Here is a 14,093-nt window from a genome sequence, read left to right on the forward strand (position 1 = left end):
ACCCGCCCGCGAAACGCGTCCCCTGGAATGGAAATCAACGGTTTTCATCAGTTAACTTTATTTTAAAACAAAAAAGACTGTAGGCAAACTCGAATTTCTTCGAGTTTGTCTACAGTCTGAAGCCATGTCATTCGAACATGGCTTTTTCCTATTATGAAATATTTTTCGTTAGTTTTGTGGAATAATATAAATCAGAAATTATTAAACGGGAAAGGAGGAGAATATTTGGACATTCTATTAGAACAAATTCATCGAGATTTGGATTATCTATATTCACAAGGTAAGCACGTAAAGAAAATTAAAATGAATCCCAAGGTTTACGAAAGGATGACAAATAAGCTTACTGGAGTTGAAATCATTAATGAAGCTGTTATTGTATTTGGTATTCCTATTGAGGCAGATGAAAATATCGAAAAATTTGCATTTATTTTAGACGAAGCCACTTAATTAAGGAGTGGCTTTTTTTATATGGAAGATTGGGGAATAAAAAGATGCCCATATTTTAATGCATTGAATTGCAAAAGTTAAGAGTGCTACTTTACAAAAACCTTCCTATTTCAATGTTTTTAAGATATTGGGGGCTTATCACAAAGCGTTTTTACTTGCCCTTCCAGTCTTTTTTTTATACCTTTGTATTATTGGTACGAAGAAAGGTGAGATTGAGATGTTATCAAAAGAAAAATTAGCTCGGATTAATGAGCTTTCAAAATTAGCAAAAGAAGGAAAGTTAACGGAAGAACTAGCAAAGGAACGTACGGCACTTCGCAAGGAATATTTAGACACATTCCGATCGACTATGCGGGATACGATAGAGCATATGAAAGTTATTGATGAAGAAGGCAATGATGTAACGCCTGAAAAACTAAAACAAATAAAATCGCAAAAAAACTTTCTAAATTAGAATGTTTAATAATATGACACATTTCTTATAAAGTATGACATAAATTAATAAACTCTTTAGAAATGATTGTTTTCTTAGGGGAATTTGTCTAAACTATAGGATGTAGAATTATCGTACGAGAAAGGATGTCACATAATGACACAACAGATGGATCAGTTAGCAATTAGCGCAATCCGTACATTATCAATCGACGCAATAGAGAAGGCGAACTCAGGCCACCCAGGTTTACCTATGGGTGCAGCTCCAATGGCTTATACTTTATGGACGAAGCAATTACGTCATAACCCACAAAATCCAAATTGGTACAATCGTGACCGCTTTGTATTATCAGCTGGACATGGCTCAATGCTTTTATATAGTTTATTGCACTTAGGTGGATATGGTTTAGAGATGGAAGAAATTAAAAATTTCCGTCAGTGGAATTCAAAAACTCCAGGGCATCCAGAATATGGCCATACTGTAGGTGTAGAAGCTACTACAGGTCCTTTAGGGCAAGGTATTGCGATGTCAGTAGGTATGGCAATGGCTGAGCGTCATTTAGCTGCAACATACAATAAGCCAGGTTTAGATATCGTAGACCACTATACATTTGCGCTATGTGGCGATGGTGATTTAATGGAAGGTGTTGCTGCAGAAGCGATTTCACTAGCAGGACACTTGAAATTGGATAAGCTGATTGTGCTATACGATTCAAATGATATTTCACTTGATGGTGATCTTGAAAAGTCATTCTCAGAAAACATCCAAAAACGTTTTGAATCTTACGGTTGGAATTATTTAAAAGTTCAAGATGGCACAGATATTGTTGAAATTAATACAGCAATAGAAAAAGCGAAACAAAATACTGGTGGACCAACTATTATCGAAGTTAAGACAGTGATTGGTTTTGGTTCTCCAAATAAATCAGGTAAAGCAGATTGCCATGGTGCACCACTTGGATTTGATGAAGTAGCTTTAACGAAAGCTGCATACGCATGGGAACACGAATCATTCTTCGTTCCTAATGAAGTGTACGAAACATTTAAAACAGCAAGCGAAGTACAAGGTGTACAGGCCGAAGCAACATGGAATGAATTATTCGAGAACTATAAAAACGAATATCCTGAGTTGGCTGCACAATTTGTGAACGCAATGGAAAATAAATTACCAGAACACTATGCTTCTGAGTTACCAGTGTACGAAGCTGGCACTGCAGTAGCAACACGTTCATCTTCTGGTGATGCAATCAATGCTATTGCAAAAACAACTCCGTCATTCTTTGGTGGTTCTGCTGACTTGGCAGGTTCAAACAAAACAACTATTAAAGGCGCAGGTGACTTCTTCGCTGATACTCCAGAAGGTCGAAATATTTGGTTTGGTGTTCGTGAATTTGCAATGGGTGCTGCAATGAATGGTATGGCATTACATGGCGGATTAAATGTATTTGGCGGAACTTTCTTTGTATTCTCTGATTATGTTCGTCCAGCGATTCGTTTATCCGCATTAATGGGCCTACCTGTAACATATGTGTTTACACATGACTCAATTGCAGTAGGTGAAGATGGTCCGACACATGAGCCAGTCGAACATTTAGCATCATTACGTGCAATGCCGAATCTTTCGGTAATTCGACCGGCAGATGCTAATGAATCTGTTGCGGCATGGAAATTGGCTGTAGAAAGCAAGTCAATTCCAACTGTATTAGTATTATCCCGCCAAAACTTACCGGTATTAGACGTAGCGAAAGATGCTGTATATGATGGTGTTGAAAAAGGAGCCTATGTGGTTGCAGCTTCAATAAAAGAAACACCGGATGCTATTTTAATTGCAACGGGTTCTGAAGTAGGCTTGGCTGTAGAGGCGAAAAAAGCGCTACTCGAAGAAGGAATTGATGCATCTGTTGTATCAATGCCGTCTATGGACCGCTTTGAAAAGCAATCTAAGGAATACAAGGAATCGGTATTGCCAAAAGCTGTTACAAAACGTTTAGCAATTGAGATGGGTGCTTCATTCGGTTGGCATAAATATGTTGGCTTTGAAGGTGACGTTCTTGCAATTGATAAATTCGGTGCATCAGCTCCAGAAAAAATTGTTATAAAAGAATATGGCTTCACTGTAGAAAACGTTGTTGCTAAAGTAAAAGCACTTTAATTCAAAGTTTAAATGTCACTTGTCTACTAGGGCAAGTGGCATTTTTTACTTATTTCGTATTCATGCCCACTTATTTAGAGTGCATTCAATTTAATAGCTTATTTTCCATGCAAACTCCCTGTTGAAATGTATTTGAAAACGTGCGATATTGTTGGAGGAATGGTACGATAGTAATTGGAAAACGAAGTAACAGAATAAGGAAGTGAATAATTATGACAGCCGTACAAAAGGACATTGCTACATATGTAGAAAAAGCACTATTTTTATTATCCAGTAAAGCAGATCCTCAAAAATTTCAAACAATGATTCAACAAAATATTAATGATAAACGAGAATCTTCCACTTCAACAATAGACTTTTATGACCGTCTAATGTTAAATATGGCCTACTTCGTTGAAAATAAAATGGCGTGGACAGAACTTGTTCGTTCTACATTTAATGGAGGCGAATTACCGACTGTATCATATATTGAAAACGAATTAATGGTACATCAAATGCAAATTCGTAACAGTGTTGCGGAAAAGATGGATGATTATACGAAAGCCTTCCACCAGCAATATGAAACTTTAAAAGTAGAAGATGAAGATGTAATTTATGATTATGCATATGCATCAGTAGAGCATGCATTACGTGTTGATTTTTTAACATTAGTCTGTGCAAATAAAGCGACAATTTTAGCACAAGGTAATATTGACGAAACGTTAAAAACGATGGACGGTTATGTTGCTTATTTTACCGACCAAATCGTCAATAAAATGACGCTTTCTTAAAAGGAGATACAACAAAATGAATACACCATTTACTTTTTTACACAAAGCCCCTGTAATGAATGCAGAGAAAAAACCTGCAATCTTTTTATTACACGGTTTAGGAAGTGATGAAAATGATTTATTACAATTAGTTAATTCATTTTCAACACAGTGCCATATTTTTAGTTTGCAAGGACCTATTAAACATCGACCTGGCTATGCCTTCTATACTTTCGAAGAGGAAGGTAAACCAAATCGCGCCATTTTTGATAAGGTATTAAAGGGAATTGAAGCATTTATTAATGAAGCCGTTCGAGAATACAATTTAGATGAACAACAAATTTATGTGGTTGGTTTTAATCAAGGCGCAGCATTGGCACAATCCCTTGCAATGGTTATGGGGGATGCTATTCGTGGGACAGCAGCGTTAAGTGGCTATTTGCCGGAGTTTGCTGCACTTGAGTATAGTAAAAAAACGATGAATCATTCTAAAATTTTCATTTCCCATGGTGAATATGACTACGATTACCCATTTGAATGGGCGGAGCATGCAGTGCGTTTCTTCAATGATTATGGCACGAATGTTACATTTAAATCATATCCGGTAGGCCATGGTGTAAGTGAGCAAAACTTACAGGATTTAATCGCATTTTTATCAGAGGATCTACCAAATAATTTAAACTAAAAAACAGCTGACGGGGATGGAAATTATTTCTCGTCAGCTGTTTTTTCTATGTCCAATAATTGTTCGGCATCGTTAATCGACATCGGTTTGTAGAAATAGTATCCCTGGCCAGCAGGGCAGCCGAGTTGCTGAAGCATTACCAGTTGTTCCTTAGTTTCAATACCTTCAGCAATCGCTCGCATTTTAATATTTTTTGCAAGTAGGATAATGGTTTGTACAATCGCATACATGCCGGGTTCATTCATTGAGCTAACAAAGCTACGGTCAATTTTTATTTCAGAAAAAGGCAATTGAGGTAAGTAGCTTAAGGAAGAAAAACCTACACCAAAATCATCAATGGAACATTCAATTCCAAGTGCATTTAATTGATTTAAAATTTCCTTTGCTCTACTCAAATCCACTAATTCAATGCTTTCTGTTACCTCAAGTTTAATATATTGTGGAGGAATATTAAATTGATTAAAAATATTCCTAATATTTTCTAAAAATAGAGGGTCGTAAAAATGATCCGGTGAAATATTAAGAGATACAGGTAATATTTTTTTCCCTTTATTCAAACGATTTTGTAGCCAACTCAAAATATGTTTAAAATTCAGCAAATCAATATCTTTTATTTTCCCGGTTTGTTCAGCTATTGGAATATATTTAATCGGTGAAATAAAACCGAGTCTGCTTGAATTCCACCGGGATAATGCCTCGAATCCTTCCACCTCAAGTGTTGTAAAATTTATTTTCGGCTGTAAATATACTAAAAATTCTTCGTGATGGAGCGCGTATGCCAATTGATTGAAAATCTCCATTTCCTCTATCAGTTGCTTTGTACTGTTTTCTTCATATGCTTCAAAACTATTTCCGCTTCTGTTACGAGCTTTAGATAAGGCAATATCCGACTGATGTATAATTTGATCTACTGTTAAGGATTGGTCGAAATTTGTATAGCCGATCTTTATAGTGATATAGGTTTCTTTATCATCAATTAAATAGGGAATAAGTGTAAGTAACTCAATCTGTTGATAATAAGAGGTAAAACTATCACTTTCTCCTTTTACTCCAAGAACGATGGAATTAGAAAATCGTGAAATGAGAACATCATCTACAGCTAAATACTCGCTCAATCGATTGGCCATTTGACTTAGTAGGTCAGCACCTGCACTACGCCCATATAAATCCACAATTTTGTTAAATTCGGCAGGGTGGATAATTGCAGCAAAACCTGAATCCCCTGTATTTAACCATTTTGAAAATTGCGTCTTAAAATAATGTAAATTCGGTAAATTAGTCTCTACATCATAAAAGGCTAAATGACGCAGTTGAATTTTTTGTTCCGCATATTTAATGGCAAGCTGAATAAGTAGCGTTAATCGATTTAAATAATTGATATCAATTTGCTTTAATTCGGTACTGTCTTGATTAAATAATGTTAAGATACCGCTTATTTCATTTTGTGGCGTCAAAATCAACTTTGTCCAGGAACCTTGAATCGTTCCTAATTCATAATTTTCTGAAATATCGTTATATAGTGGGGTGTCAGTAAAATCTTTTAAGTATATAGCGCTCTTATTGAAGTTGGAATTTGATTTGATTTCAAAAAAGGCAAGTTTATTAATTACGTGTACTGGTAATGTATAGGAACCGATAGATTTAATATCATAGTTTTCATTATATAAATGAATCGTACAATAGACATCCCGAATATAAAAGAGTTCAATTTTTTCCGAAATCAAATTCAATATTGACTGTAAATTACTTTCATGATCGATCGCTTGATATACTTCGTGCTCCAATTTATAAATCATTTTATTTAACGTTTCTTCTGTTGTATCTTCGCAGGTCAATAATATATATTGAATTATATTTTCATTATTCCTAATAGGATGCAATGTAATAGAATTCCAAAAGGCAGAACCTTCTTTATTGTAATGTAAAATCGTTAATTTTTTAGGGGAGCCGGATTTTAAATGTAAATTTAATGCTTCAATCGACTTTTTACTAGTACGTTTTCCGTTTAAAATGCTGATGTTTTGATTAATGATTTGTTCATTTTCAAAAGAAGTTAATTTAAAAAAATAAGGGTTTGCATGTAGAATTGATAGATTCTCATCGTTAATATCAATGATAAGCGTACCTTTCGAAAGTTGGTTACTTAAGGTTTTTAACCAATTAAATAATCGATCTTTTGATAGGGGTATAGATTGATCAATTGTCATAGTTACTGCCCCTTTTTAATTATAAGATTTACTAAAGTATAACAAATTCCCTATAAATAGGAAGTGGATTATTATAATATATAAAAAGTTCTTTTTGGTTGAGTCTTATTTGCTGTTAGAAATAAACTAAAGAATTTTTAACAAAAAAAACTAGTAACGATAGATTACTAGTTTTGGGGATTTGTATTTTATTATCTATTGTCCATTCTGTCGGAGATGTTTTTCTTAACATCGCCAATTTTTTCTTGTGCTTTACCTTTTACTTGATCACGTTTTCCTTCAGCTTGCAGGGATGGGTCGTTTGTATTTCGACCGACTGACTCTTTTACTTCCCCTTTTAGTTTGTTCCCAGTACCTTTTACTTTATCTGAAAATCCATTTGACATAGTATAACCTCCTAAAAGTATTTACATATGTCTATTTCCCTTAACAGGAAAGAATAAACAAAATTTCAATTCATCGTGTAGACCTTGTAAAAGTGGTGAAGGGATTCACTGCCTTTTTGATCAATAATTGTTTGTCCATTTTGATTCATGCTGACAGTTGTTTTTTTCTCCTCTAGCACCCCTTTATGGAAATACAGAACGACCTCAATTTTACTATTTTCAATCAATTGTTGCTTCTCGGCTTCTAAAAAATTCCCCTCTGCAAAAAGTCCATTATCCTGCCATGTACCAGTTATTTTTAATTGTTGCTCGTCCTCATTTTCGTCATAATACCACTGCACATCGCGTAATATAGTTTTAAATAAATCGTTAATTGTAAAAGTTTCATTGTCGAACTCAATTTCGACCGAACGAATGGAATGTACATCGGTAGAAATGGCGGTTGCCGCTTCATTAGCCTTGGAGTTAATACCAGCTGCTGCCTTTTTAACATCACCAATCGTTTCTCCGCAACCTGCTAACAAAATTGCCGTAATTAAAAATAATATAGAACTTCTCATTAGAGTCCCTCCAATGTTGTCATTACTATCATTTTACTAAAATGTGCAAAAGGAAACGCATGAATTTAGTAGTAGAATGTGAAATGTTTGTAACAGATTGGAATTCAAAATGAAGAAAGCGATTTTCCATTAAAAATGTTATTAATTTTTCATCTTGCTGTATCTGTTCATGTATACGATGTTCGATGTTGGGTCACAATAGTTTATAAGTGGATAGTATATGGAATAGAGAGTCGTGAAAAAAGTGGAAAGTGAGTGTTGGAGATGCGAATCGATGATGAGTTACTTGAAAAGCTTGGTAGTTATTTTGTATATCATGAAGTGTATAACCGGTACGGCATTACATTTGAGACTTTTGTAGATCGTTGGACGAGAGGGATTCTTGAATTATAATTTCAATTAAAGAAGTTTGATCAGATGTATAACATTTTGAATTAGTAATACACTCCTCAGTTAAAATTGAGGGGTGTGTTTTCATTTTTGCTGTCCTTTTTTGGGAATTACTATTACGATAGATTTATAAAACCCCCTAAACAAAGGAGCTATGATTATGAAAGTACGCGATATGGGCATTAAGATTGGACAATTACATACAGGAGACAAAAATTGCATTACGGACGTCGAAGGGGTAAAGGTTGGTCATGTTACACTGGATTATCCAATAAATGATTCTGGTGATGCAGCATGTACGGGAGTAACGGCAGTTTTACCGCATACAGGAAATTTATATCGGGAAAAAGTAACGGCAGCAAGCTATGTTTTAAATGGATATGGAAAAACGACCGGTCTAATTCAAGTGGAAGAGCTAGGCTTAATTGAATCCCCAATTATGCTTACAAATACTTTTGGCGTTGCAAATGTTACACAGGGCACGCTCCAATATTTGCTTGAGCAAAATGAAGAAATTGGAATAACGACCGGTACGGTGAATGTAGTAGTTGGTGAATGTAATGATAGCTATTTAAATTCGATTCGACATTTTCCTGTAAAACCTGAGCATGCCATAGAGGCGATTCATAAGGCCTCGAACAACAATCATGCCGAAGAGGGGGCAATCGGGGCGGGCAAAGGAATGATGTGCTTTGGTCATAAAGGGGGCATTGGCACTTCATCACGTGTCGTAAATGATAATGATGGAGAACAATATATAGTCGGTTGCCTCGTATTAAGTAATTTTGGAAAGGCAAATGAATTGCTAAAGGAACGCTACATTACTACTTCAAATAACAGTGAATCGACTATGAGTCCGACTGATGGTTCGATTATTATAATACTTGCAACAGATGCTCCGCTTAGCAGCCGTCAGTTAAAACGTGTGATTAAACGTTGCGGTATTGGATTAGGACGCACTGGTAGCCATTTCTCAAATGGAAGTGGGGATATCGTAATCGGATTTACAACAGCTAGAAAAATTCAGCATCATTACGATGATACTTTGGAAATACGCCAGCAATTGCGTGACGACCAAGAAGTAATGAACTCTTTATTTATGGCAGCAGCCGAAGCGACAGAAGAAGCGATTATTAATTCATTGTCACAGGCAGAAACAACAACTGGCAGACATAATCATATAGTACAAAAACTACTCTTTTAAATAATCAAATACAATTTTCTAAGTGGAAACCTTCTACAATGGCTTGTCTTTTACATTATTATTCTGTGAAAGACTTTTTTCATATAAAAATATAATAAATTTTACAAAAAATGTAACATTACAGAGGGTCATTACATTGATATTAAACTAATAGCAAATTTACAAGAAAAAAACTTCCACAATCGAAATATATGTGATATTTTAAATTTATACTTAAAAGATTGAAAAATCAAAATTTTTAGACATATTAATAATGTAAGTCACTTTTGTTTTTCAAACACATTAAAATTATGTTAGAAAATTATTTTGATGTTCGAATAGGTAGGAGGTATTCATCACTATAAAAAATTATTCTTTTCCCATATCCATAAACGCAACAGCGGAAAAGATTCCTGCTTTAATGGAAAACGGGGATCCTTTAGTGGAAATAAAGCCAATAGTAAATAAATTATATCTCAAGCCACAATATTTTTTTGAAGGTATCCCAAATAGTCTTAATAAAATATATTTGCGGCAGGAAGCTGCAAGTAAATTAATAAAAGCACTTCAGCTAATACCGGAAACGATGAGCTTTATTTTGTACGATGGGTTTCGCCCGCTGCAAGTTCAGTCGTTTTTATATAACGATATTAAAAATAAAATACGATTAAAATTTCCGCAATGGACAATTGAACAAATCGAATACGAGACGTTAAAGTATGTTGCATTTCCAAGCATAGAAAACAGTTCTCCATCGCCACATTTAACAGGAGGAGCAATTGATTTAACGTTAGGCGACGAGCGGGGATATCCGTTGGATTTAGGTACAGCATTTGATGCGACGGAGGAAAAATCGGCTACCGCCTATTTTGAAAAGCATCGTTCGGAAAATGAAGCAGCGCATATCAATCGGCGTATCTTGTTTCATTGCATGACACAAGCAGGATTTCAAAATTACGAAGCAGAGTGGTGGCATTATGATTATGGAAATAGAGCATGGGCGCGGAAATCAAATAAAGACCAATGCTTGTATGGTCCAATTATCGCCACAATTGAACAGAATGAACTAAAGGAGTATAAATTCAGATGAAAGTATATATAAGTGCAGATATTGAGGGAATTACAGGAACGACCGTATGGAGTGAAACCGAACTAAATACTTCTGACTATGTACAATTTCAGCAACAAATGACAAAAGAAGTGCTTGCTGCGATAGAGGGCGCATTTGCCGGTGGGGCTTCAGAAATATTACTGAAAGATGCTCATGATTCTGGGCGTAATATTTTAATCGAAAACTTACCGGAGAACGTTAAAATTATTCGTGGTTGGACACAAGAGCCAATGTGTATGGTTGCTGGATTGGATGAAAGCTTTGATCGCGCAATCTTTATCGGTTACCACAGTGAGGGGGGGAGTGAAAAAAACCCGCTTGCCCATACGTTAAGCCTGCTGGCAGATGTCAAAATCAATGGCGAATATGCAAGTGAGTTTCTAATTAATACATACGCAGCTGCACTGCATGGCGTGCCTGTAGCATTCGTTAGTGGCGATAAAGCATTAACAGAGCACATCTCCCGCCATAATGACGAAATCATAACGTTTGCAACAAAAGAAGGAATCGGTCATGCAACAATCAGTGTTAGCCCACAAACTACATTAAAAGAAACGAAAAGACTGATTGAAGAAGCAATGAAAATAGAACGCAGTAAGCTTCAAATCGAACTGCCCAAACAATTTAATGTAGAGATTATTTATAAAGACCATATAAAAGCATATCGAAACTCATTTTATCCCGGGGCTAAATTTAAAGCGCACAATACCGTGCAGTTTGAAACGACAGATTACTTTGAGGTACTTCGACTGCTGCAGTTTTTAACTTAAGGTGGGTGGTTTTATGAAAATTAAAAAAGTAGACGTTGGTTTAGTTGAAGCACCACTTATTACACCTTTTAAAACAGCATTGCGCACTGTAAATAATATACAAAATATCTTCGTAACTATTTATACTGACAATGGATATATTGGGATTGGGGAAGCGGCGCCTACACACGTTATTACAGGAGAATCGCTTCAATCAATTCGCTATGCAATTGAAGAGGTCATTGCACCGGTCATTATTGGAATAGAAATTGATGAAATTGCCCTGCTTTGTGAACGAATCGATAAATGTATGTATCAAAATACAAGTGCAAAGGCAGCGGTCGAAATTGCTCTTTATGACTTATGGGCCAAAAAATACGATGCTCCACTCTATAAATTGCTCGGTGGATATCGGAGCAAGATTACGACTGATATTACAATCAGTGTAAATGACGAAGAAGAAATGGTGAAGGACAGTATAGCAGCAGTTAAACGCGGGTTTTCTATTCTAAAAGTTAAAGTAGGAAAAAATCCACATAGTGATGTAAACAGTATATTAGCTATTCGAAACGCTGTCGGACCAGGCGTCGTTTTACGTGTTGATGCGAACCAAGGATGGACACCGAAAGAAGCTGTGAAAATTATAGGACAGCTGGAAGATCGTGGAGCTGATATTGAGTTGGTTGAACAACCTGTTCATTATAGTAATATTTCCGGCATGCAATACGTAACGAGTCAAACATATACAAATATTTTAGCAGACGAAAGTGTATTTTCGCCTAAGCAAGCAATCGAAGTTATCGAAAAGCGTGCAGCGGATTTAATAAATATTAAGCTTATGAAAACTGGCGGTATTTCAAAAGCCCAGCAAATTAACTCCATTGCAGAAGCTAATGGGGTGGAATGCATGATTGGCTGTATGCTTGAAACAAAAATTAGTGTTAGTGCAGCGGCACATTTTGCTGCAGCGAATAAAAATGTAACGATGGTTGATTTAGATGGACCGAGCTTATGTGTTAAGGATCCAATCGATGGAGGGCCGTTCTTTGAAGGGGAAAGCATTCAAATGAGCGATGATTCGGGAATTGGGTTTTTAATAGAGGCTTTTATAGCCAAATAAAAATAGAGAATTGGGGGAAAGTTCATGAAAAAATATTTATTTATTGTAGTGAGTATGTTTGCTCTATTATTGGCAGCATGCGGTGATTCTGCAGATTCAGGTGAAACGTCAGAATATAGAACTGTTTATTCTGGCGAAATTAAAACGTTAAACTATTTAAAAACTGCAGAAACTAATGAGTTCGCATTATCTGCAAATCTCGTTGAAGGTTTAATTGAGTACGATGAGTACGGAGTAGTAAAACCTGGCTTGGCTGAAAGTTGGGAATCAAATGATGATGCGACGGTCTGGACATTCAAACTACGCGATGATGTGAAATGGGTAGATCACGAAGGGAAAGAAGTGGCAGATGTTGTCGCTCAAGACTTCGTTGACGGATTAAACTACGTGCTTGATGCAAAAAATGAGTCATCGACGGCATGGATTGCAACTGTTGTTAAAAACGGTGATGCATTTTACAACGGAGAAGTGACAGATTTCGCTCAGGTTGGTATAAAAGCAATCGATGAAAAGACAGTGGAATATACGTTGGAAGGTCAAACGCCATACTTCTTATCAATGTTAAACTACGTATGTTTCTTCCCTGTAAGCGGTGAGTTTTTAGCTGAAAAAGGCGATGCTTTCGGTACAACTCGAGAAAATATTCTATACAACGGCGCATATATTTTAGATAAGTTTGAGCCTCAAAATGAACGTGTCCTTGTGAAAAATAAGAAATATTGGGATAAAGAAACTGTTAAAATCGACAGAATTCGTTATAAGTACAATAAAGAAGCAGCTACTGTAGCACCAGAACTATTTTTACGTGGTGAAATTGATGGTGCAGTTATTCCGACATCCATTTTAGATGAATGGTTAAATAGCGAAGACAAAAAGGATTTAGTACGTCAAAACAACAACAACTTCTATACTTACTTCTATGCATTAAACTTTGATCCACAATATGATGCAGAGTATGAACCGGAAAACTGGAAAGTGGTAGTAAATAACAAAGATTTCCGTAAGTCACTATACCATGCGTTAGATCGTGTATCAGCGATGTTAACGATTGAGCCATACAACCCTCAAGATCTATTGTCGAACACAATTACACCGAAAAACTTCGTAGACGTTGAAGGTGTTGATTACACATTATTAGAGCCTTTAAAAGCTATTACTGAAAATGATTCATTTGATAAAGATTTAGCATTGCAACATAAAGAAGCAGCTATGGCAGCTTTAAATGGTAAAGCAACATTCCCAGTAAAAGTTGTGCTGCCGTATAACTCGGGTTCGCCTGAATGGGCAAACCGCTCACAAGTTGTTGAACAACAGCTGGAAAACTTATTAGGTGCAGATTATATCGATGTTGAGCTTTATGCAGGTCCTGCAACAGGCTTCCTAGGTGAAATTCGTCGTCCAGGTAAGTTCTCTATGATTGAAGCGAACTGGGGTCCAGACTTTGCAGATCCATCCACTTATACAGATCCATTTACTGAAGGTGGATCGTATAACAAACCAGAATTGGCAGAAGGATACAATGGTCAGTACGATAAGCTGGTAGCAGCTGCAAAAGCTGAAGTAGATCCAGCGGTTAGATATGAACTATTTGCAAAAGCGGAAGCATTTTTAATTGAAGAAGCATTTGTAATTCCATACGCTGTTGGTGGCGGTGGCTATGTTGCTTCAAAATTAAATCCATTTGAATCACAATATTCACCATTTGGTGTAACATCCGAGAAATTTAAAGGTCAATCTATCCTAGAAAAGCCAATGAGTAATGAAGAATTTAAGTCTGCTAAGGAAGCATGGGAAAAAGCACGTGCTGAAGCTTTAGCAAATGCTTCTAATTAATTAATTTAGCGCTTTTTAAATGCATGAAGATTAGGAGATGACAGGAATATTTCTGCATCTCCTTTCTTATTTTATTGTAAGGAGGAGAC

Annotated in this window: 14 protein-coding genes; 11 read left to right on the top strand and 3 right to left on the bottom strand. The window is 36.0% G+C overall.

Annotation, left to right across the window (positions count from 1 at the left end; all coding sequences use genetic code 11):
- The first annotated feature begins 225 nt into the window (after nucleotides 1–225).
- The 5 genes from SNE38_RS15055 to SNE38_RS15075 all read left to right on the top strand — a co-directional run bounded on the left by SNE38_RS15055 (nucleotide 226) and on the right by SNE38_RS15075 (nucleotide 4,465).
- Nucleotides 226–447, top strand: a complete 222-nt coding sequence (locus tag SNE38_RS15055; protein WP_191704961.1) for a lactate dehydrogenase — start codon at nucleotides 226–228, stop codon at nucleotides 445–447.
- A gap of 217 nt (nucleotides 448–664) precedes the next feature.
- The gene (locus SNE38_RS15060; RefSeq protein WP_191700270.1) at nucleotides 665–901 is read left to right on the top strand and encodes a DUF896 domain-containing protein; all 237 of its coding nucleotides are present in this window, start codon (nucleotides 665–667) and stop codon (nucleotides 899–901) included.
- A 135-nt stretch (nucleotides 902–1,036) separates the two neighbouring features.
- The gene (gene tkt, locus SNE38_RS15065; RefSeq protein WP_336046813.1) at nucleotides 1,037–3,031 is read left to right on the top strand and encodes a transketolase; all 1,995 of its coding nucleotides are present in this window, start codon (nucleotides 1,037–1,039) and stop codon (nucleotides 3,029–3,031) included.
- Between the two features lie 212 nt (nucleotides 3,032–3,243).
- Nucleotides 3,244–3,801 carry a DNA helicase gene (locus SNE38_RS15070; protein WP_225223876.1) on the top strand — a complete coding sequence of 186 codons (558 nt, stop codon included), beginning with the start codon at nucleotides 3,244–3,246 and terminating at the stop codon, nucleotides 3,799–3,801.
- Between the two features lie 16 nt (nucleotides 3,802–3,817).
- Nucleotides 3,818–4,465, top strand: coding sequence for an alpha/beta hydrolase (locus SNE38_RS15075; RefSeq protein WP_191704963.1), 648 nt, complete (start codon nucleotides 3,818–3,820; stop codon nucleotides 4,463–4,465).
- A 23-nt stretch (nucleotides 4,466–4,488) separates the two neighbouring features.
- On the opposite strand, the gene SNE38_RS15080 is transcribed toward SNE38_RS15075, so the two are convergent.
- The 3 genes from SNE38_RS15080 to SNE38_RS15090 form a co-directional block, all read right to left on the bottom strand.
- Nucleotides 4,489–6,672, bottom strand: coding sequence for an EAL domain-containing protein (locus SNE38_RS15080; protein WP_336046814.1), 2,184 nt, complete (start codon nucleotides 6,670–6,672; stop codon nucleotides 4,489–4,491).
- A gap of 191 nt (nucleotides 6,673–6,863) precedes the next feature.
- Nucleotides 6,864–7,058, bottom strand: coding sequence for a CsbD family protein (locus tag SNE38_RS15085; protein WP_191704965.1), 195 nt, complete (start codon nucleotides 7,056–7,058; stop codon nucleotides 6,864–6,866).
- 65 nt (nucleotides 7,059–7,123) lie between these two features.
- Nucleotides 7,124–7,618: a 23S rRNA methyltransferase gene (locus SNE38_RS15090; RefSeq protein WP_336046815.1), complete on the bottom strand. Its 495-nt coding sequence runs from the start codon at nucleotides 7,616–7,618 to the stop codon at nucleotides 7,124–7,126.
- A gap of 264 nt (nucleotides 7,619–7,882) precedes the next feature.
- Between SNE38_RS15090 and SNE38_RS15095 the strand changes: the two genes are divergently transcribed.
- The 6 genes from SNE38_RS15095 (at nucleotide 7,883) to SNE38_RS15120 (ending at nucleotide 14,004) form a co-directional block, all read left to right on the top strand.
- Nucleotides 7,883–8,011, top strand: coding sequence for a hypothetical protein (locus SNE38_RS15095; protein WP_263617074.1), 129 nt, complete (start codon nucleotides 7,883–7,885; stop codon nucleotides 8,009–8,011).
- Nucleotides 8,012–8,168: 157 nt separating this feature from the next.
- Complete coding sequence (locus SNE38_RS15100; RefSeq protein WP_404829037.1) at nucleotides 8,169–9,212, top strand: P1 family peptidase; 1,044 nt, start codon at nucleotides 8,169–8,171, stop codon at nucleotides 9,210–9,212.
- Between the two features lie 400 nt (nucleotides 9,213–9,612).
- Nucleotides 9,613–10,281 (top strand): M15 family metallopeptidase, encoded by a 669-nt coding sequence (locus SNE38_RS15105; RefSeq protein WP_225223877.1) that lies wholly within the window; start codon nucleotides 9,613–9,615, stop codon nucleotides 10,279–10,281.
- Nucleotides 10,278–11,072: a M55 family metallopeptidase gene (locus SNE38_RS15110; protein ID WP_191704969.1), complete on the top strand. Its 795-nt coding sequence runs from the start codon at nucleotides 10,278–10,280 to the stop codon at nucleotides 11,070–11,072. Before SNE38_RS15105 ends, SNE38_RS15110 begins: the two co-directional genes overlap by 4 nt.
- 13 nt (nucleotides 11,073–11,085) lie before the next feature.
- Entirely contained in the window at nucleotides 11,086–12,171 is a 1,086-nt protein-coding gene (locus tag SNE38_RS15115; protein ID WP_191704970.1) for a dipeptide epimerase, read from the top strand.
- A gap of 24 nt (nucleotides 12,172–12,195) precedes the next feature.
- Nucleotides 12,196–14,004, top strand: coding sequence for a peptide ABC transporter substrate-binding protein (locus SNE38_RS15120; protein ID WP_336046817.1), 1,809 nt, complete (start codon nucleotides 12,196–12,198; stop codon nucleotides 14,002–14,004).
- The last annotated feature ends 89 nt before the right edge of the window (nucleotides 14,005–14,093 follow it).

Source organism: Solibacillus ferritrahens (assembly GCF_037027585.1).
Lineage (GTDB): Bacteria > Bacillota > Bacilli > Bacillales_A > Planococcaceae > Solibacillus > Solibacillus ferritrahens.